The following is a 20,410-nucleotide window of genomic DNA, read 5'->3' on the forward strand; positions in this document are numbered from 1 at the left end:
TCGGCCCCAACCGCTGTTGCCTCCTTGCGCCTTTGCGTTCAAAGTACCCTTTTCCCAAGGCTGTCCCCTCCCCCAGTCGTCTACGGGAGGGGAAGATCCCTGCGGAGTAGATCCTCCAGGCTTTCACGCCGCTGGATCAAATGGGCCTGGCCCTGGTGCACCCACACCACGGCCGGGCGCCGGGCGCCGTTGTAGTTGCTGCCCATGGCCAGGTGGTAGGCGCCGCTGACCGGCACCGCCACCAGCTCGCCCGGGGCCAGCTCTGGCAGGGGCAAGCCTTCAATCAGGACATCCCCGCTCTCGCAATAGGGGCCGGCCAGCCAGGCGAGGTCCGCCGGCGGCCGCCAGGGCTCCTGGACCGGCAGCGCCGAGTAGCGCGCGCCGTAAAGGGCGGGCCGGGGATTGTCGGCCATGCCGCCGTCCAGGAGCAGCCAGCGGCGGTGGGCCGTTCGCTTGACCGTTCCCACCCGATAGACGGCCACGCCGGCCCGGGCCACCAGACTGCGGCCTGGCTCCAGGTGAAGCCGGGGCAGTGGCAGGGAACGCTTCTGACAGCCATGGACCAGCGCCTGGGCGATGAAGGCCACGTAATCAACGATGGCCGGATGGGGCAGCTCGTCCTCGTGGTAGGCCACGCCCCAACCGCCCCCCGGACAGATCACCTGGGGCGTCCACCCCTGTCGCTCTCGGAGCAGGTCCACCAGATCCAGCACCCGCTCCAGGGCCGGGCCAATGGGGGCCGGATCCCGGAATTGGGAACCCTGGTGAAAGTGGATGCCCGTCAGGGGAAGGCCATGGCGCTGGCACAGCGCCACCGCCTCCATCACCTCATCGCCGTCCATGCCAAATTTGCTGTCTTCCTGTCCGGTCTGGCGATAGGCATGGGTCTCCACCGCCACGCCCGGGCGAACCCGCAGCCACAGGTCGGGCAGGGGGGACGTAGCCTGCCGGGCCAGGGTGACAATGCGGGTCAGCTCGGTCAGGTTGTCCACCACCACCACACCCGCCCGGGCCAGGGCCATGGCCAGGTCCTCCTGGCTCTTGTTGACGCCGTGAACCAGCAGACGCTCCCGTGCCACGCCGGCCGCCCCGGCGATGTGTAACTCGCCCGCGCCCGTACAATCCAGCCAGAGGCCCTGGCGCTGCACCCACTGGGCCACCGCCAGGCAGAGCAACGCCTTTCCGGCAAAGGTGATGCCGCTGGGGCCGGGGTAGTGGGCCTTCAGGGCTGCCCCATAAGCGGCGGCCGCTCGATCCATGGTGGTCTGGTCCAACACGTAGAGGGGTGTGCCGTAGCGGTCGGCCAGCTCTGCCAGATTACAGCCGGCGACGGCCAGGGTGGGCAGGCCATCGTCCGGGGTGATGACCGTGGTCGTTTCCGGAAAAAGCTCCAGGCGTCGGTGGTTCATAGGATCACCAGCACAATGCCCGCCAGGGTGATCAGCACGCCCAAGATGCTCGTCATGCTGGGGATCTCGTGGAGCAGGAGAACGCCCAGCAAGATCCCGCCGGTGACCTCCTGGGTGGCGATGAGGTTGGCGGCCGTGGCCGGCACTCGACGCAGGGCCGCGTTGTACAGGGTATGGCCCAGCCCCAGGGGGAAGAGGCCCAGGGCCACCACACTGGCCACCGCCTGCCAGGTATAGCCACCGGGCGTGAAGTGGAGGGTGGCCGCCGGCAGCAACCACAGTCCGGCCAGGGCGTAGACCGTGCCGGCATAGGCAAAGAGGGGATAGCGATCCCGCTGGCTGCGGCCGGCCACGCTGTATAGCCCGAAGCAGATGGCGCTGCCCAGGGCCAGCAGATCGCCGATCCACATGCGGCGATCGAAGGTGGGCTCGAAGCCGGTCAGAAAGGCCACACCTGCCACGGTGAGCAACGTCCCGCCCCATTGGCGCCGGTTGAGGCGTTCGTTGAGAAAGAGCCAGGAAAAGAGGGCTACAAAGATGGGCGCCGTGTAGACGATGGCCAGGCTGTGGGCGATGGTGGTGTATTCCAGGGAGGCAATGTAAAAGCCAAAGTGCAGCGCGGCGATCAGGCCGTACCCGGCGAAGCGGGGCCAGTCCTGGCGGCCGGGCAACCGCTGGCGGAGGCGCCAGGCCAACAGCAACACCACCCCGCCTGCGCAGAGCATGCGGCCAGCCGTGATCTCATAGCTGCTCAGGCTGGCCGCCGCCCAGCGGACCAACACCGGGCTGGTGCTGAAGAAGAAGACGGCGATGACCACGTAGAGGATGCCCTGCCGCTCGTCGGCGGTGAGAGCCCGGTGGCCACGCTGGGATTGGATGCCGGAAAGTCGCGTGCCCACGACGGTTTAGAAGCTGCCGGGGGTGATGGCCACGTAGATGAGGCTGAGCACCATGCTGATGACGATCAGCAGGCTCAACGCGTAAAAGATCTTTTCGTTGCGGCTGTAACGTTTTTTGGGACTCATGGTTGCCTGAAAACTCCTCTGTGAATGGTCAATTGGAACGGCCGGACGCTCCCATTCCCTCTGCCATTCGGGGCCATCGAAGCTACGCCAGAACGCGCGGAGAGCGCCAGCCAGAAGGGATTATACCATACGTCCCCGCTACCGGCGGACGGCGGCGCAAAGCTGACTCGCCGCTGTGGGCTCCAACAGGCAGTACGCCTCCAAAGTGAGCTCTCTGCTTGGTCCATGGGAACACCGGTGATACACTGGGGGCATGGTTCCTTCGCGTCTGGCTGCTGTGGCCTGGGCGGCCCTGGCTTTGATGGTCGGCGGCAGCCTGCTCGCCTATCTGCTGGGGTCGGTGCCGCCTACCCTGGCCGACAATCGCTTGAATATCCCGGCTGTGACCCTCTTCTTCCTGGGCCTTTTTCTGCTCAGTGGCGGCCTGGCCAGCCTCATCGCGCTGGCGCTCCACAGCCGCTGGCCCACCCTGGCCGGCGTCCGCAGCAGGCGTGCCAGGCCGGCACCGGGCGTGGCGTTGCGTCAGGGCGTGTTGCTGGCCGTGGCCGTTTTGGCGCTGGCCCTCCTGGCCTTCTTCCAGTTTCTGGACGTGGTTTTCGTCCTGGTGACATTTCTCCTGGTGGGGCTTCTGGAGGCCTTCCTGCAGAGCCGGGGGCGATAGAAAAGCTAATCCCTTCGGGCTTCTTCCACCTGGATGGGGCCCAGCAGGAAGCGGTCGGCCCCTTCGGCCCCAGGACTGGCCAGCAAAGAAAGGCGGTCCAGATCCGGCCAGGTGTACAGGCCCAGCTCCAACTGGTAGATGCCGGGCGGCGCCTGGGGAGAGACCACCAGCTCATGGATATCCTCCACCACCTGGCCCGGCGACCACGCCTGGGTGGGGGACACCGGACGGCCGTCGTGGCCGCCGTGCATCTGGCCGCCGACATCCAGCAGATGGACGAAGGTGGTGTAGTCGCCGTGGATGGGCCCCCGGGCCCGCCAGTACAGGGTCACGGTCAGGGGCTCACCAGGGCGCAGGCGACGCCGGGATAGGGTGTAGCCCGCCAGGGTGATGTTGTCATCGAAGGCAATCTCCAGGGGATTGGGCGTGAGGCCAGGCGGCGTGGCGATTTCCACCCGGCCAAAACGGAGCGCATCATCAACGGCTGTCGCCTGCAGGTCGGGTGAAGCGGCCTCCACCTGCACTGGCAGACGATGGCCGGCTGTGACGCCCGTGGCCGAATCCCCCGGAAGGTACATGCCGATGGCCCAGTGGGCCTGGTTGGGCGTGTAGGCCGTGGGGGGGATCCGGACCAGGTATCGCTCCACCCGGAGTTCCCCTGGATGCCACTGGCTGGTGGGGTAGAGGCCGCCGCCGGGCATGGTGTCATACTGGGCCACGATCAGGCCGTCCTCATCCACCAGATGAACAAAAATGGAGTAATCCTCGGCGGGGACCTGGCGGGCCTTCCACGCCACGGTCACCGTCGCGGTCTGGCCCGGCAGGAGCCGGTCGGGCTGGGTGGCCACGCCCTGTACGATGAAGGCATCCCCCAGCCGTGCCGTGATGGGCGTCAACTCTGCGGCCAGGTGCGCCTGGGCAGGAGGCGGCCGGTAGGCCGGCGCGATGACCAGTGGCGGCGTGAGCAGGCTCAAGCCGGCCAGGAGCGTCGCCACTCCCCAGCCCAGTCCCGGGAGCGGCCAGCGTCCCAGACCGATGACCATGCCCAGGGCCAGGGTCGGCGCTGCGGGAAAGAAGTACCGCCCCTGGGCCGCTGGCGCAATGCGCATGAAGCGCAGCCAGGAGATCAGGAGTACCACCCCCCACAGCCCCAGCAGGAGCATGGCCCAATCCCGCTCCCTTAGCCGGATGCCCCGTCGCCAGCGCCCGATAGCCGCCCACAGGAGTCCACCAGCGATCAGCAGTTCCAGCCCTCGGAACAGCAGATAGACCGGCGCCGGGTAGGGGACATTGAACCAGCCGAACAGGCCCCAGAAGGAACGTTCCAGGCTTTCCAGCTCCCCGAAGATGGTGCGCCAGTCGGCCGGCTCCACCCGGAGCAGGATGTTGGCCTGCCAAATGTTCCAGGCCAGGGGATCGCCGTAGAGTTGCCAGTTGCGCACATACCACCAGCCGCCGATGGCCAGGGCTGGCGCCGCCGTCCACCAGGCGCCTTCCCAAAAGAGACGCCAGGAGCGCGCCCGCCAGCTCAGGCCGATCACGGCCAGGGCCGTCAACCCCAACAGGCCCAACACGCTCAACTTGCTGAGCACGGCCAGCCCCAGCAGAACGCCCAGGACGGCCAGCTCTCGACGGGGGATGGCCCTTTCTCCGCCGGGAATGGGAGCGATGATGAGGCTGGTCAGCCGCCAAAGGACCAGGGCTGCCAGCGCGTTAACGGCCCCGTCGTTGCTGGCAGCGGCGCTGATGAAAACAAACTGGGGGATGAAAGCCACCAGGGCGGCACCCAACAGAGCCTGCCGGCCATCCAGGAGCAGGGCAAGGGTTCGATAGACGGCCCATATGGTGACCGCGCCCAGGGCCACCGAGAAAAATCGAGCCAGATGCAGGGCCAGGATGGCCCCTCGCCAGGGCCATTCCTCATCCCGGTGGTGAATCAGGTAATTGCGATTGGCCTCTGCGTCCGGCCGGCCGATGGCGGCGTGGGGATTGGCCCGCCGATAGATCGCGGGGAAGTCGCTCTGGTCTATCCAACTGGTCAAGGCCGCGGCCACCAGGTAGTACCCCGGCGCCTGGACGCCCTGTTGTCGCCAGAGGGCCTGGGTGTTGGGCTCGGAAACGGGCAGCCCCTGGCCAGTGGCCAGGTGGTGGATGAAGGCGAAATGCCAGATCTCATCTGGCGTCTCAAAGGGGGGAACCACCACACTGGTCCAGCCGGCCAGCAGCACAAAGATCGCCAGGAGCACACCGATCCCCCGGCCAGATTGGGGTGGCGTGGGCGGCATGGTTGGACGCATGGATTGGGAACCGGCCATGGTGGTTTATGGCTGGGAGCGGGGCGCGGGTGCCCGTCCGTTGTGCTTGGGCGGACGCCACACGAAGAGGTAGTAGAACAGGCTGTAGAGATAGCGCTGCCACACGTCGATGACCCGGAAGTTGGATTCGCCGTTGGCGCGCACATACTCGTGGGTGGCCACCTCCACCAGGCGATAGCCCCGGCGCAGGGTTTTGATGATCATCTCCTGCTCGATGGTGGTGATGTCCTCCTGCAGATCCAGGTCCAGGGCGACTTCCCGGCGCAGGGCCCGAAACCCGTTCTGACAGTCGGTCAGGCGCACGTTCTGGGTGTAGTTGATGCTCAGGGTGATGACCTGGCTGCCAAAGAGGCGGACAAATTGGTGGATAGTGGCGTGAAGTTCATCGCTGCCGCCCAGCATGCGTGAGCCAGAGACGTGGTCGGCCCGGCCTTCGACAATGGGCTGGATCAGGGCTGGAATGTCATCCGGGTTGTGGGAGCCGTCCGCGTCCATGAAGACCAGGATATCTCCCCGGGCTTCCCGAATGCCACAGCGGATGGCCGCCCCTTTGCCCCGTCCGTCGTCCAGGATGACCCGGGCGCCGCAGGCCTGGGCGATTTCCCGGGTTCCATCGCTGCTGTGGCCGTCCACCACCAGCAGCTCGTCGGCGTGGGGGGCTGCCCGCACCAGCACCGGCAGGAGGTTGGCCGCTTCATTGCGGGTGGGCACGATGACTGAAATGGTGTAGTGTTTGCCGTCCGGCCCGATACGCTGCACTTCTCGGGGCCGGGTGGCCTGATGATACCACTGGGGCAACCGGGTTGTCACGTCAGTCCGCCACTCACTTGTCTGTTCATCTTCCATCGGGATACGTCCCGGCGACAGCGCGCCGCTGCCGTAGTAGAGTACTGGCAATTGATGGAATGTCCAAATTCCACGGGGCCGGACTGTCTCATATGACACAGATTTCACAGATAGCAAGGACCTACAAACCGGGTCCTTTCGCGGCTGGCGACAGCGGGCGGGCACGGCGGCCCGCCCCTACGAAACCGGTACCCTGTCGTAGGCAAGGCGAATCATGATTCGCCCCTACATACTGCGCAGGCGTCGCCGTCCCTCACCTGTCCGGATTGGGTGCAATACGTGTGTAGGGCGGGTCTCTGGCCCGCCGTGGGTAGCTGGATCGACAGCGACAGCAGGCGGGCACGGAGGCCCGCTGTCGCCAGCCGCGAAATCTGTGGCTCGGATCTGCAAAGGGAGTGGAAGGGGAAAGCGGACCTGGCTAAGGCTGGAAATTGGCAAAGGGCTGGGGATGGGGTAAAAATTCAGGGAGATCCTAGTACAGGCGGAAAGGAGCAGTCAATGCCGTCACCATTCACCTCACCAACTGGCCCGGCGTTGCCGGAATTCACCCAGGCTGAGATCACCATCCTGGGGCTGGGCCCCGGTGATCCAGGTGGTCTCACCCTGGCAGGGTGGCAGGCCCTGCAGCAGGCCGCCCGGATCCTGCTGCGGACCCGTCAGCATCCCTGTGTCGATTTCCTGGCAGCCCACTTTTCTTTGGAAAGCTGCGACGACCTCTACGAGACCCACGAGGACTTTGCGGACATTTACTCGGCCATCGTGGAACGGGTGCTGTCCGCAGCCCGTCCGGGCGAGCGCGTGGTCTACGCGGTGCCGGGCCATCCCTGGGTTGGTGAAGCCACCACGCCCCGCATTCTGGCTGCGGCCCAGGAACAGGGACGCTCGGTCCAGGTTCTGGGCGCGGAAAGTTTCGTCGTCCCCTCCCTGGCGGCCGTCGGCGTGGACATCATGGATGGCGGCCAGGTGGTGGATGCCATGATCTTGGCCCGGCAGCACCATCCCCAGGTGGAGGTAGGCCTGCCGCTCCTGGTGGGGCAGATCTATGCCCGCTGGCTGGCTTCCGACGTGAAGCTGACCCTGATGAATGCCTACCCCGACGATCATCCGGTGACCCTGATCTACCGGGCCGGCACCCGGGAGCAGCGGACCGCCACCATGCCCCTCCATGCCCTGGACCAGCACGAGGATTTCGACCATCTGACCAGCCTCTACCTGCCGCCTCTCCATCACGGGAGTTTTACCGCCCTGCAGGAGATCGTGGCCCACCTGCGGGCGCCGGAGGGCTGCCCCTGGGATCAGGAACAGACCCTGGAGAGCCTGCGCCAGGACCTGTTGGGGGAATGTGCCGAGGTATTGGAGGCCATCGACATGGAGGCAGCGGGCGAGGAGAATGGCGCCCATATCGCCGAGGAGTTGGGCGATGTGCTGCTGGTGGCCACCATGATGGTGCAGATCGCTACAGAGGAGGGCCGCTTTAAGATGGCCGACGTGATCCGTCCCCTGCTGGAGAAGCTGATTCGCCGCCATCCCCACGTCTTCGGCGACACCGTCCTGGGCGACGCCGGGGTGGATGCGGTGGATCAGGTGTTGACCAACTGGGAGCAGATCAAGGCGGCGGAGCGGGCCGCCAGGGGCGAAATCCGCAGCGGGCCCCTGGACGGCATCCCGGCCCACCTGCCCGCCCTGGAAAAGGCCCGCAAGCTCCAGTCCCGGGCCGAGCGGGCCGGGCTACTGGCCCCGGACACGGTGGCATCCGAAGTGGCAGCCCTCTTCAGCCCCAATCCCGACGCCCAGGCGGTGGGCGAGCGGCTGTGGGCGCTGGTGGCCTTTGCCCGCCAACATGGCATCAACCCAGAGGATGCCCTGCGCACCTACCTGGTCCAGTTCCGCCAGCGCCATGGAAGCTGACGGAACTGGACCTACACGGAATGTATCCAGCCGCCCATTTTTCTGGACGAAAAAAGCCAATGGTGCTACACTTGAGGCTGATCATCTATGCGCCCGTAGCTCAGCGGATAGAGCACTGGTCTTCGGAACCAGGTGTCGGGGGTTCGAATCCCTCCGGGCGTGCTCAGTCACGAGGCTTCTGCCTCATTCACTCCGCTGTCGGGGATCGAACGCATCCCGCAGCCCATCTCCCAGGAAGTTAAAAGCCAGGACCGTCAGCGTCAGCGCCACCGCCGGCACAAAGGTGATGTGGGGTGACGAGCGGATGGACTGATACCCCTCGTTGAGCATGATGCCCCAGCTAGGTGTGGGCGCGTCCACGCCCAGGCCAATGAAGCTCAGAAACGCCTCGGTCAGAATGTAGCCCGGGATCTGCAGGGTTTCCTGGACGATACAGGGACCCAAAATGTTGGGCAGGAGGTGGCGGAAAAGGATGTGGTGCGGCCGGTCGCCGATGGCCCGGGCTGCTTCCACAAATTCCTTTTCCTTGTAGGCCAGGGTCTGCCCCCGGGCGATCCGGGCCATGCCGATCCAGTTCAGCGCGCCGATGGCGATGAAGACGAAGAGCAACCCGCCCAGGGCCTGGTTGATGTCCAGGATAAAGCCCACGAAGCCCGTGGCATCCCCACGGCGGGCCACCGCCTTGAAGTAGACCTGCATCAGGATCACGACGATGATGATGGGCAGACCGTAGAGAAAGTCCACGATGCGCATCATCAATTCGTCGATGCGTCCCCCGGCATAGCCAGAGATGAGGCCGTAGGTGAGGCCGATGACCAGGCTCACCGTGGCAGCCACCACAGCCACCGCCAGGGAGATGCGGGTCCCATACAAGGTGCGGGTCAGAAGATCCCGGCCCAGCTGGTCAGCCCCCAGGACGTAGACAAATCCTTCCAGGTTCGGGTTCTTGGAAAGCGCGCCCGGTGGCGCGTTGTTGTCCTGCAGGGTCTGTTTGGCGTAGGCGGGCTGGTTGGTGCGGGCCAGCTCGGCGCTGAAGCCTTGCAGGGTGTAGGGGTTGATGTAGTCGGCCAGCAGGGCCAGCAGGGTCAACAGGATGATGAAGGCCCCTGCGATGGTGGCCGCCCGGTTATGGAGAAGGCTGCGCCAGGCATCGCTCCATGGGCTGCGGGACTTGCCCTGCAGCGCAGCCACGTTCGGTTTTAAGCTCTGTTCTGCGACAGCCAAAAGACTTGCTCCTCTTGCGCGTCAAAGGCTCATAGGGCGAACCGTCAATCGTACCGGATGCGAGGATCCAGCCAGGCGTACAGAATGTCCACCACCAGGTTGGCTACCACCAACAAGGTGGCATAGACCACTGTGACGCCGGTGATCAGCGGGTAATCCCGGTTGCCGATGCTGGTGATGAAGTGCTTGCCCATGCCCGGAATCCCAAAGATGAATTCGGTGACAAAGGAACCCGTCACCACGGCGATGGTCAGCGGCCCCAGGATGGTCACCACCGGGATCAGGCTGTTTTTCAGGGCGTGGCGGACCACCACCACGTTCTCCGCCAGCCCTTTGGCCCGGGCCGTGCGGATGTAATCTTCCCGGATCACCTGGAGCAGACTGGCCCGGGTCAGCCGGGCGATGCTGGCTGAGAGGGCAGTGCCCAGGGCAATGGTGGGCAGGGTGGCATGGGCCCAGAACTTCAGGTCGGGGATGGGTATGAAGCCCAGCAGGAAGGGCGGCTTGGCGCCCCAGGTGGAGACGGGGAACCAGTTCAGCTTCAGCGCGAAGATCCAGATCAGCAGGGGGCCCAAGACCAGGTTGGGAATGGACAGGCCGATAATGGCGAAGAAACTGCTGGTGTAGTCCAGCCACGTGTTCTGACGCAGCGCGGCCAGCGTTCCCAGAGGGATGCCGATGATCAAGGCCAGCCCCATGGAGAGGATGCCCAACTGGAGGGAAATGGGGAAGGATTCCCCCACGATTTCGTTGATGCTTCGCCCCCGCTGTCGCATGGAGATACCCAGGTCGCCCCGGATCAGGCCCCGGGATACACCCAGCTGGTAGCTTTGCAACACGGCGTCGCAGCCGGGGATGACGGGCATGCCTTCGCAGATGAAGCCGGCCACATCGTCGCCCAGCAGGTAGGACGTAAACTGCCACAAAAGTGGCCAGTCCAGGTGGTGGCGTCGCTCCAGATTTTCGGTAACAGCTCTCGGTAATGCTTTGTCGCCGGCAAAGTCAAAGGGACCACCCGGGATGATGCGCATCAGCGCAAAAACGGTGAAAGTCAACAGCAGTAGCACCGGGATGGACCAGATAATGCGCCGGATAATGTAACGGTACATGGTCGAAATCTCACTCGCCAGATTCAATCACATGGACCCGGGTGGGCGACCCGCAGATCGCCCTACTACGGGAGGGCCAATGGGAATCGGGTGGTACCGGGTATGCCCGGCACCACCCGATTTGGTGGAAAGACTTACTGGCCTCGTGCGGCCTTCTTGGCCTCCCAGTCGATTTCCCACTCGGCTACCGGATCACCGGTTACCGGGCTGATGACCACCTTGGTCAGCCACGGCTTGTAGAGCCGGACATAGGTGTAGTAGTAGATGGGGGAGATGGCTGTGTCTTGATCGATCAGCAGCCGCTCGGCCTCTTTGTAGAGCTCCTGGCGAACCGCTGGATCGCTCTCCCGCGCCGCCTGCTCCACCACTGCGTCGAACTCGGGGTTGTTGTACTTGGCGTAGTTCTGGCCGGACTTGGAGTTAAAGACCTCGTTGACCCAGTTGTTCTGGTCCGGGTAGTCGGCGCACCAGCCCAGGCGATAGATCTCCGGCTTTTCCTCGTCCGGAGCATCCGGGACCAGGGTCTTCAGGTAGACCTGCCACTCCTGGTTCTCGATGGTGACGGTGGCCTGGGGGAATGCCTCGGCCCACATGGCCTGGATGGCCTGGGCGATCTGGGCATGGGCTTCCGAGGTGTTGTGCATCAGGGTGACGTTGATGCCCGCTCCTTCTGGATAGCCGGCCTCGGCCAGCCACTCCTGGGCCTGCGCCAGCTGGGCCGCGTAGTCATCCTGGACCATCCAGCCGCCAATGCTCATGTCGTCAGCCACGTTGCCGAAGACGCCCGGCGGGGCAAAGCTGTGGGCGGGACGCTCTTCACCCTTGGTCAGGTTGTTGATCAGGCTCTTGCGGTCGATGGCCGCGGCGAAGGCCTTGCGCACCAGGGGATTGTCGAAGGGCGGCTTGGTGTTGACGAAGCCGTAGTAGTAGGTGCACAGGCGAGGCGCAATGAAGAGCTGCTGGCTCAGTTCCGGGTCCGCCTTGATGCGGTCCATGTCCGGCAGCGGCGGGGGCCAGCCCGGATCGGCCATCATGTCGATCTCGTTGGCCTCGTACATGGCCATGGCCGTGGAGGCGGACTCGATGATGGGGCCCTGGATGGCCTCGATCTGAACGTTGTCGGCATCCACCCACAGGGGGTTCTTCACCAGACGAATGTAGGCGCCATGGTCCCACTGGGCCAGGGTGTACGGGCCATTGGTGACGATGCTGCCGGCGTCGGCCCAGCCATCCGGGTTGGCCTCGATGGCTTCCTGGGGCTGCGGGAAAGTGACCCACAGGCCGGTGATGGAGGGGAAGTAGCCGGCAGGCGCCGTCAGGGTGAATTCCACCGTGGTGTCGTCGATGGCCCGCACGCCGACGGCATCCCGCAGCTCTTCAAAGTTCTCGGCGTTGGGATCCGCCGTGTTGAACTCTTCCGCCCCCTGGATGATGTAGAGTACGTAGGCATAATCCGACGCCGTGTTGGGGTCCAGGGTCCGCTTGACGCCGTATTCCACGTCATGGGCAGTGACCGGCCCCAGGTCCTCGAATTCGCCTGTGTCCGGGTTGAGCCGCACCCAGTGGACGTCATCCCGCATGGTATAGGTCCAGACCAGGCCATCCTCGGAGGCGCTCCACTCGGTAGCCAGGGACGGTACCACCTGGGCCTGCTCGTCGAAGCCGGTCAGGCCGACGAACATCTGACGGATGGACCAGATGGATTGGCTGTCGGTGGCCAGGGCCGGGTCCAGGGTGGGGGGCTCTGTGCCGAAGACGGTGTCCAGGACGATTTCCTCATCGGCTGGGGCGGCCGGGGCTTCCTGGGCCGGTGCCTCGGCAGGTGGTGCTGTCGTCTGGGGCGCCACACAGGCCCCGGCGACCAGGGTCACCAGTGCCAGCAGGCTGAACCAGAGCCAAATTCTGTATCTTGGATACATACGCTGTCTCCTTATGGGTCAGTCTAACAAAACAGATAGAACAGAAAGTACGCCAACGGGCCAGGTGATGCCAGTGACAGATGTCCCGGGATTGTCAAGACAGGTGCATGGGGGGGCGCACTTGCCACGCCGTCTGTCTGGGACAACGGCCGGCCAGATCCGTCGACCGGCCCCTGGCCCCGGTATCAACGAGAAAAAATTTTCCAAAAGAAAAGCGCAGCTTGTTCTCCTTCGCTGTCTGCGCAGGAACGCAGTACATGTTCGTGAGCGGATACAAGTTGCACTTTTCCCGTAAAACGTTATCCAGTCCGACACGACGCTGTGACGCTGGCGGCACAATGCCCATTCATTGTGCCTGATTCAAGATCTGGTTGGGATCAGGCTGCTTCTTCGACCGGTTTTACTTCGTCATAGAGGAAGCAGGCCACGTAGTGGTTGTTGCCCAGATCAGTGAAGGCAGGCTCTTTTTCCCGGCAGATGTCCATCACCCGGGGACAACGGGTGCAGAAGTTGCAGCCCTTAGGCGGATTGGCCGGGCTGGGTACATCCCCCTCCAGGATGATGCGCTTGCGCCGCCGTTCGATGGCCGGGTCAGGAATAGGGACGGCCGACAGGAGTGCCTGGGTGTAGGGATGCAAGGGGTTCTCGTACAGCTCGTCCCGGTCCGCCAGCTCCACAATTTTGCCCAGGTACATCACCGCGATCCGGTCGGAGATGTGGCGTACCACCGACAGGTCGTGGGCGATGAAGAGGTAGGTCAGGTTCAGTTCATCCTGCAGATCTTCCAGCAGGTTGATGATCTGGGCCTGGATGGAAACATCCAGCGCCGAGATGGGCTCATCGCAGACGATGAACGCCGGGTTGACCGCCAGGGCCCGGGCCACGCCGATGCGCTGGCGCTGGCCGCCGGAGAACTCGTGGGGATAGCGGTTGACGAAATAGGGGTTTAGCCCCACGATCTTCAACAGCTCCTGGACCCGTTCCTGGCGTTCTTTCCTGGAGCTGCCAATGCCGTGGACCTCCAGGGGTTCACCGACGATGCTGCCCACGGTCATGCGGGGGTTCAGCGAGGCGTAGGGATCCTGGAAGATCATTTGCATGCGGCGTCGCATGCGGCGCAATTCTTCGCCCTTGGTGGCGGTCAAGTCTTTGCCCTCGAAGATGACCTGGCCGCCCGTGGGCCGGTAGAGCTGGAGAATGGCCCGGCCAGTGGTGGATTTGCCACAGCCCGATTCGCCCACCAGGCCCAGGGTTTCACCCCGATACATCTGGAAGCTGATGCCATCCACGGCCTTGATGGCACCGACCTGACGCTGAAAGATAATCCCCCGGGTGATGGGGAAGTGCATTTTTAAGTCTTTGACGGTCAACAAAGGCTCGCCTTTACCGACGCCGTTGCCGTTGCTCATTTACGCCGTCTCCTCATTTTCGATGACTTGCACTTTCACATCTGAGATGTCGGCCCAACAGGCTGCCTTGTGGCCCGGTCCCACCTCTTCCAGCGGAGGATTTTCCTGCCAGCATTTGTCCATGACAAAAGAACAACGAGGTGCGAACGGGCACTGGTTGGGCAGCTCCAACAGGTCCGGGGGAAGCCCTTCGATGGGTATCAATCTCTTTTGGCGGCCCAGGTCCAGGCGGGGGATGGAGCGCAGGAGCCCGAGGGTGTAGGGATGGCGGGGCCTGGTGTAGATCTCGTCTACCGGGGCTTCCTCAATGATGAAGCCCGAATACATGACGATGACCCGTTCTGCCATGCCAGCCACCACGCCCAGATCGTGGGTGATCCAGATGATGGCCATGCCCAGTTCCTTCTTCAGGCGGGTGACCAGATCCACGATTTGGGCCTGGATGGTCACATCCAGCGCGGTGGTGGGCTCGTCGGCGATGAGGAGTTGGGGGTTGCAGCTCAGCCCCATGGCGATCATCACCCGCTGCCGCATACCGCCCGAGAACTGGTGGGGGTAGTCATCCAATCGAGACTCCGCCCCAGGGATGCCCACCATTTCCAGCAGCTCCACAGCCCGCCGACGGGCCTGCTCCCGGCTCATGCGCAGATGCAGTTCCAGGGCCTCGGTAATCTGACGACCAATGGTCAGCACCGGGTTCAGAGAGGTCATGGGGTCCTGGAAGATCATGGCAATGCGATTGCCGCGGATCTGGCGCAGCTCTTCTTCGCTCAGCTTCAGCAGGTCCTGGCCATCAAACCAGACCTCGCCGTCGACGATTTTGCCCGGCGGCTGGGGGATGAGGCGAATCAGGGACATCACCCCCACGCTTTTGCCACTCCCGGACTCGCCCACGATGGCCACGGTCTCCCCTTTGTTCACTGTGTAGGAGATGCCGTTGACCGCGTGGACGACGCCATCCTGGGTGAAGAACTGGGTCTTCAGGTTCTTCACTTCTAGCAACGTTGCCATGAAGTTACGCTCCTCCGCAAAAGTTGTCGATGGATCCAGTGTCTGCCTCGGGCGGCGACAGAGGCCGGTTCACCGGATTCCCGCCACCCAGTCATTGCTGGCCATGGGAAAGGGTCGGCCGGCGACCGGCGTTGGGGGAAGAAGCCCTCTTCAATCAAGCCGATATCCAGCAGGTAGACGATCTTGAGGCAAGTATCGTAAATACTGCGCTTCCGTAGCCACGTCCAAGCGAAGCGGTTGAATCGCCTGCAGGCTGGTAAGAACCACGCGGGGTAATCTGGGCGTGTTCAAACCGGTCAGAAGCAGATTCTGTGAGTTGCTCTCTGAACAGCCGGCAGATCGCTGCCGGGATCCACTAGAACGCAATCCTAGCAAAGTTTAAAGGGCTTGTCAAACCATTTTGCCAAAATCTCGGCATGCTTCCTCAGTTGCCCATGGCGCCTCATCCAGTCCCAGAGCGGGAGACAGCCGGCACCGCCGTCTGCCCTACCCCTGCAGCCACTGCCGCAACTGCTGGATCTGGGCCTGGACAGCCCGCCGGCTGGTGCCTCCTTCCACATCCCGGCGCTCCACACTGGCCTCATAGTCCCACACCTGGGCCACGTCCTCCTGGAAGGCGGGGTGCAGGCCCTTCAGGTCCTCCACGGTCAGTGCGGAAAGGGGCACTCCCCGTTGCTCGGCCAGCTGCACGGCTGCTCCCGCGATGTGGTGGGTCTCCCGGAAGGGAACACCCCGGCGAACCAGGTACTCGGCCAGGTCGGTGGCCAGCATCTCCGGCACCAGCGCCGCAGCCATACGCTCTGGGTGGGCTTCCAGGGTCGAGAGGACGCCACAGGCGATCTGCAGGCAGGCTTGCAACGTGTCCACCGTGTCGAAAAGGGGCTCTTTGTCCTCCTGTAGATCTTTGTTGTAGGTGCTGGGGAGGCCTTTGAGCACCACCAGCAGGCTGTTCAGGGCGCCCACCACCCGCCCTGTCTTGCCCCGCAGAAGCTCCAGGGCGTCGGGGTTCTTCTTTTGGGGCATGAGGCTGCTGCCCGTGCTGTAGGCGTCCGCCAGGGTGACGAAGCCGAATTCCCGGCTGCTGTAGATGATCAGGTCCTCGGCCAGGCGGCTCAGGTGGACCATGGTCAGGGCGGCCCAACTCAAAAACTCCACGATGAAGTCCCGGTCGCTCACACCGTCCAGGCTGTTGGGCGTGATCCCCGCGAAGCCCAAGTCCTCGGCGAGCTGGCGGCGGTCGATGGAAAAGGGGTTGCCGGCCAGGGCACCGCTGCCCAGGGGCAACAGATTGACCCGAACGGCCAGGTCGGCCAGGCGGGACGCGTCCCGCTGCCAGGCCCAGGCATGGCTCAGGAGCCAGTGGCTCCAGCGCACCGGCTGAGCCGGCTGGAGATGGGTGTAGCCGGGCATCAGCCAGTCGATTTCGGCGGCGGCCCGCTCCACGGTGACGGCGATCAGCGCGCGCAGATGCTCCTGGAGCCGGTCGATCTCCTCCCGTAGCCACAGGCGCACATCGGTGGCCACCTGATCGTTGCGGCTGCGGCCGGTGTGCAGTTTGCCCGCCACCGGGCCGATGAGCTCCGTCAGGCGTCGCTCGTTGGCCGTGTGGATGTCTTCATCGGTGGGCTGGAGCTGGAACCGGCCCTCGGCCCACTCGGACGCCACCTGGTCCAGGCCCGCTACGATCTGCCGGGCCTCGTCCTCCGTGATGAGCCCGGCCCGGGCCAGGGCCCGGGCATAGGCCTGGCTGCCCTGGATGTCCGCCCGCCACAGGCGCCGGTCGAAGGGGATGGAGGCGTTGAACGCTTCCATCAGCGGATCGGTTGAGCCAGTAAAACGTCCTCCCCAAAGTTTGCTTGTCATCGTCCCATGTGCTTTCTAGCGGGTTTGGGCTGTTTCCGGTTGAGGGGGCGATGGCCCCCGCCACACCGAAAACCTGCCGAAAACCATTGAGTTATTTCTCCACCAGTTCGCTCTGGCTGAGTTCTGCCTGGGTTGACCAGGGCCATGGCAGCCTCAGGGCGTGGGGCGCAGGGGATCCAGCGCCACCGGCCGGGTGCGCCATGGGCGATAGATCGCCCAGTGATCGCAGAGCCGTAACACCCTGTAACGGTGGCGCACCCAGATCACGGTGGCCACGCCGCCCAACAACAGGGCCACGATGCCGATCAAACCGGCCTCTGGGCCGAAGGCGCCGCCCGTCCACAGGATGGGCCCCTGCTGTTCGATGGCGATGAAGGTCACGCTGGCATAGTTGTTGCCGCTCACTGGAAAGCCGAAGACGTTGCCCTGAAAGAAGTTCCAGGTGATGTGGAGCCCGATGGGCAAACCCAGCCGGCCCGTGAGCATGGTGCCCAGACCGAAGAGCAGGCCGGCCAGCACCAGGTAGGAGGTGCTGATCCAGGAGCTGTTGGGGTTGCGAATGTGGAGCAGGCCGAAGAAGAGGGAAGAGAGCAGCCAGGCGGCCAGCAACGCCAGCCGGGGCGAGAGCGGGGGAAGGTAGAGCCCTTCTGCCAGATTCCGCATCTGGTATCCCCGGGTCAACAACTCTTCGCTGATGCCCACCACCACGAACACCACCAGGGGGCCGAAGATGGCCAGCAAAAAGGGGCCAGACCCCGGCGCCGACCAGAAAAGGGCCCGGACGGTAACCCACCCGGCCAGCCACTCCACGGTAAAGACAAACAGCATCAGCCCCGCCCCCAGGATCAGGCCAAAGCAGAGATCGCACCACCAGTGCCGGTCCAGGCCCAGTCCCAAGTCCCGCAGGGGGCGATGGTCCACATAGCGGACCATCAGCCAGGTGCCCACCAGCATGGTGGCGAGGGTCAGCAGGGAAAAGAGTACCCGCTCCGGAAAGATGGTCAGTTGGGGGAAGAGCCACCAAAGCCATTCCGCCAGGGGGCGCCCCACCCAGAGATGGGCCAGGGCAGGCCCCACAAGCCAGAGGGCGATGTAGAGGAGGACCCGCCAGCCGGCACGCAGACGCCCTTCCTTGCTGTTCCAAAGTGGCCTGACCAGCCAGTTCATTGAAAGTGACCTCAATCGGGTTTGGTACACCGAAATCGGGCATATTGTAGCCTTGAATGGGTCACATGAAAAGTAGGCGGTCTACCCGGGGAAACCCTGTGCCTCAGCCGTTCAGCCATTGGCAAGCGGCAGGGGGCCTGCTACAATGGCCAACGAAGGTTTGGCACAAGCGCAAATACCGCGCCAGAAATTCGCCAGGGCGGGGAAAAGTTGCCATTGCCAGATGAGGGGGTAGGATGAAAAAACCGCTAGACCCGATGCTCCCCAACCCGAAACAAGAGCGTCCGGAACGGGTGGAAGAACGCCTGCGGAAGGCCCGGGAAAAGGCCTCCGAATATCTGGAGAAGCGCCAGGAGCAGCCCGAAGAGCCGGCCACGACCGGCGGACGGCAGCGGGCCGTGCGTCCCCTGGGCGAATGGCAGGATCTGGTGGGGCAGCGCATCGAAGAGGCCATGCGGGACGGCGCCTTCGACAACCTGCCCGGTCGGGGCAAACGCCTGAATCTGCGCCGCAATCCCTTCGTGCCGGAAGATCAGCAGCTGGCCTATCAGTTGTTGCAAAACAACAACCTGGCGCCCGCCTGGATCGGCGAGCGCCAGGAAGTTCTGCGCAAAATTGAATCCTGGCGCGTCCAACTGCGCCAGCAGGTGGCGGAAGTGCAGGCCGAGGCCCGGCCAGGCGGCGCAGAGCGGACCTACCTCCGGCAGCGGTGGGAACGACAGGTCGCCATCTGGGAAGCGGAGATTCTGGAGCTAAACCGGCGCATCACCACCCTCAATTTGCAGCAGCCTGTCGCCCATCTGGAGGTCTTCAAGCTAATCCTGGATGAAGAGCTGGCCCGCCTGGGCGTGTCCCGGCATACTTTTTCCTGAGGAAGCACGCCGCCAGCGGAGTTCCCGGGTGACCCGCCGCCGTGGCCTCAGCCGTGGCGCCGCATGAAGCGATACATCCGCTCCAGGGCTTTTTCGATGTTTTCCATGCTGGCCGCGTAGGCGCAGCGCACATGTCCCTCGCCGCCTACGCCAAAGGCGCTGCCCGGAATGACGGCCACGTGCTCCTCCAGCAGCAGCCGCTCGGCAAATTCGTACTCGTCCATCCCCGTCCGCTTCACGCTGGGAAACGCGTAGAACGCTCCCTTGGGCTCGAAACAATCCAGCCCAATTTCGTTGAGCCCCTGGACGATGAAGCGCCGCCGGGCGTCGTAACTGGCCACCATCTCCTGCACGTACTCCTCCACCCGGGGGTCAGTCAGGGCCACCAGGGCCGCCTCCTGCCCCATGGTGGGGGCCGACATGATGAGATATTGGTGGATCTTGCGCATGGCGCCGATCAGGTCCGCCGGTCCCAGGGCGTAGCCGATGCGCCAGCCGGTCATGGCGTAGTCCTTGCTCATGCCACCCAGGTGGACGGTGCGTTCGGCCATGCCGGGGAGGGTGGCGAACATGACGTGCTGGTGGCCGCTATAGACCAGCCGGTCGTAAATCTCGTCGGAGATAACGATCAGGTCGTGGCGCTCGGCGATGCGGGCGATGGCCAGCAGCCCTTCCCGATCCATCACCGCGCCGGTGGGGTTGTTGGGGAAGCCGATCAGCAGGGCCTTGGTGCGGGGCGTGATGGCTGCCTCGATGGCCTCGGGCCGGACCTGAAAATCGTCGGCTGCACAGGTGGGGATGTCGACGACGGTGCCGCCGGCCAGCAGCACGCTGGCGGTGTAGCTCACAAAGCAGGGCTGGGGCACGATCACTTCGTCGCCGGGGTCCAGGATGGCCTGCATGATCAGGGACATGGCCTCGCTGACGCCGACGGTGATCAGCACCTCCCGTTCGGGGTCATAGGCCGGTGCGCCGTAGAGCGCGCCCAGCTTGCGGACGATGGCCTCCCGCAGTTCCAGCATGCCGGCGTTGGAGGTATAGGCCGTGTGCCCCTTCTGCAGGCTGGCGATGCCCCCCTGCAGGATGGGCGCCGGCGTCACAAAGTCCGGCTCGCCGATGCCCAGGCTGATGACGTCGTCCATGGTGGCCGCAATGTCGAAGTAGCGGCGAATTCCCGATGGCGGGACCGCCTGGACCCGTTTGCTCAGGCGGTTGTTCCATCGGGTGGAATGGGTCCCGTTTTGTACTAACAGAGACGGGGTCTCTGGCGTCGTGATCGATTGGGTAAGATGGTTGTTCATAAGGTGGTTGGCCTCCCTGGCCTTTGAGAATCAGGGCTTGTGGTTCCATGCCAGCTCGATAGACGGGCAGGGAAGCACCGGCACAGGGCCAGGCGTCCCCTGCGTTGTCGGTTGAGTGCCGTTCACAATTTGCGATCCGACGGCTCGCAAATTGCCGGCAGCTAGCGATGGCCAAACCACCTACACCATGGCCGAAAACGGAGTTGTCGCTATCCATACGTTGGTATCCAACAGCCGATCTAGAAAATCCCGGCAGAAATTCGCCGATCAGGCCTCTGGCCTGCGGCTTCGCCGATCGGGCCTCTGGCCCGCGGCTTCGCCGATCGTCTCCACCAGAGGTAGTGCCGCTCTGCCGTGCTATTTACGCCAGA

At 64.2% G+C, this 20,410-nt stretch carries 15 protein-coding genes and 1 tRNA gene; 4 read left to right on the forward strand and 12 right to left on the reverse strand.

Annotated elements, in window-relative coordinates; translation table 11 throughout:
- Window positions 1–80: 80 nt before the first annotated feature.
- Both lysA and FKZ61_RS24215 read right to left on the reverse strand, forming a co-directional pair.
- The gene (gene lysA, locus FKZ61_RS01240; protein ID WP_141608241.1) at window positions 81–1,409 is read right to left on the reverse strand and encodes a diaminopimelate decarboxylase; all 1,329 of its coding nucleotides are present in this window, start codon (window positions 1,407–1,409) and stop codon (window positions 81–83) included.
- The gene (locus FKZ61_RS24215; RefSeq protein WP_141608242.1) at window positions 1,406–2,308 is read right to left on the reverse strand and encodes a DMT family transporter; all 903 of its coding nucleotides are present in this window, start codon (window positions 2,306–2,308) and stop codon (window positions 1,406–1,408) included. The genes lysA and FKZ61_RS24215 overlap by 4 nt, the downstream gene beginning before the upstream one ends.
- 379 nt (window positions 2,309–2,687) lie before the next feature.
- Here FKZ61_RS24215 and FKZ61_RS01250 point away from each other — a divergent pair, with 379 nt between their 5' ends.
- Window positions 2,688–3,095, forward strand: a complete 408-nt coding sequence (locus FKZ61_RS01250; RefSeq protein WP_141608243.1) for a hypothetical protein — start codon at window positions 2,688–2,690, stop codon at window positions 3,093–3,095.
- Window positions 3,096–3,100: 5 nt separating this feature from the next.
- Here FKZ61_RS01250 and FKZ61_RS01255 read toward each other — a convergent pair whose 3' ends face one another.
- Window positions 3,101–5,392 carry a glycosyltransferase family 39 protein gene (locus FKZ61_RS01255; protein ID WP_170199044.1) on the reverse strand — a complete coding sequence of 764 codons (2,292 nt, stop codon included), beginning with the start codon at window positions 5,390–5,392 and terminating at the stop codon, window positions 3,101–3,103.
- A gap of 24 nt (window positions 5,393–5,416) precedes the next feature.
- Window positions 5,417–6,220: a glycosyltransferase family 2 protein gene (locus FKZ61_RS01260; RefSeq protein WP_170199046.1), complete on the reverse strand. Its 804-nt coding sequence runs from the start codon at window positions 6,218–6,220 to the stop codon at window positions 5,417–5,419.
- A gap of 534 nt (window positions 6,221–6,754) precedes the next feature.
- Between FKZ61_RS01260 and FKZ61_RS01265 the strand changes: the two genes are divergently transcribed.
- Together FKZ61_RS01265 and FKZ61_RS01270 are read left to right on the forward strand one after the other, a co-directional pair.
- Window positions 6,755–8,164 carry a MazG family protein gene (locus tag FKZ61_RS01265; protein WP_141608246.1) on the forward strand — a complete coding sequence of 470 codons (1,410 nt, stop codon included), beginning with the start codon at window positions 6,755–6,757 and terminating at the stop codon, window positions 8,162–8,164.
- Between the two features lie 89 nt (window positions 8,165–8,253).
- Window positions 8,254–8,326 (forward strand) — tRNA-Arg (locus FKZ61_RS01270).
- A 21-nt stretch (window positions 8,327–8,347) separates the two neighbouring features.
- Here the strand turns inward: FKZ61_RS01270 and FKZ61_RS01275 are convergent.
- The 7 genes from FKZ61_RS01275 to FKZ61_RS01305 all read right to left on the reverse strand — a co-directional run bounded on the left by FKZ61_RS01275 (window position 8,348) and on the right by FKZ61_RS01305 (window position 17,866).
- Entirely contained in the window at window positions 8,348–9,388 is a 1,041-nt protein-coding gene (locus tag FKZ61_RS01275; protein WP_211358348.1) for an ABC transporter permease, read from the reverse strand.
- Window positions 9,389–9,432: 44 nt separating this feature from the next.
- Entirely contained in the window at window positions 9,433–10,497 is a 1,065-nt protein-coding gene (locus tag FKZ61_RS01280) for an ABC transporter permease (RefSeq protein WP_141608247.1), read from the reverse strand.
- Window positions 10,498–10,631: 134 nt separating this feature from the next.
- Window positions 10,632–12,416, reverse strand: coding sequence for a peptide ABC transporter substrate-binding protein (locus FKZ61_RS01285; RefSeq protein ID WP_141608248.1), 1,785 nt, complete (start codon window positions 12,414–12,416; stop codon window positions 10,632–10,634).
- A 377-nt stretch (window positions 12,417–12,793) separates the two neighbouring features.
- Window positions 12,794–13,825 carry an ABC transporter ATP-binding protein gene (locus FKZ61_RS01290; protein ID WP_141608249.1) on the reverse strand — a complete coding sequence of 344 codons (1,032 nt, stop codon included), beginning with the start codon at window positions 13,823–13,825 and terminating at the stop codon, window positions 12,794–12,796.
- On the reverse strand, window positions 13,826–14,836 hold the full coding sequence (locus FKZ61_RS01295; protein WP_141608250.1) for an ABC transporter ATP-binding protein: 1,011 nt from the start codon (window positions 14,834–14,836) through the stop codon (window positions 13,826–13,828). It abuts the gene before it with no gap.
- A 486-nt stretch (window positions 14,837–15,322) separates the two neighbouring features.
- Window positions 15,323–16,699, reverse strand: coding sequence for an argininosuccinate lyase (gene argH / locus FKZ61_RS01300; protein WP_141608251.1), 1,377 nt, complete (start codon window positions 16,697–16,699; stop codon window positions 15,323–15,325).
- Between the two features lie 153 nt (window positions 16,700–16,852).
- Window positions 16,853–17,866: a CPBP family intramembrane glutamic endopeptidase gene (locus tag FKZ61_RS01305; protein WP_141608252.1), complete on the reverse strand. Its 1,014-nt coding sequence runs from the start codon at window positions 17,864–17,866 to the stop codon at window positions 16,853–16,855.
- 236 nt (window positions 17,867–18,102) lie between these two features.
- Between FKZ61_RS01305 and FKZ61_RS01310 the strand changes: the two genes are divergently transcribed.
- Window positions 18,103–18,738 carry a DnaJ family domain-containing protein gene (locus FKZ61_RS01310; RefSeq protein WP_141608253.1) on the forward strand — a complete coding sequence of 212 codons (636 nt, stop codon included), beginning with the start codon at window positions 18,103–18,105 and terminating at the stop codon, window positions 18,736–18,738.
- 47 nt (window positions 18,739–18,785) lie between these two features.
- On the opposite strand, the gene FKZ61_RS01315 is transcribed toward FKZ61_RS01310, so the two are convergent.
- The gene (locus FKZ61_RS01315) at window positions 18,786–20,039 is read right to left on the reverse strand and encodes a pyridoxal phosphate-dependent aminotransferase (protein ID WP_141608254.1); all 1,254 of its coding nucleotides are present in this window, start codon (window positions 20,037–20,039) and stop codon (window positions 18,786–18,788) included.
- Window positions 20,040–20,410: the final 371 nt, after the last annotated feature.

The sequence above is a fragment of the Litorilinea aerophila genome (assembly GCF_006569185.2).
Classification (GTDB): Bacteria; Chloroflexota; Anaerolineae; order Caldilineales; family Caldilineaceae; genus Litorilinea; species Litorilinea aerophila.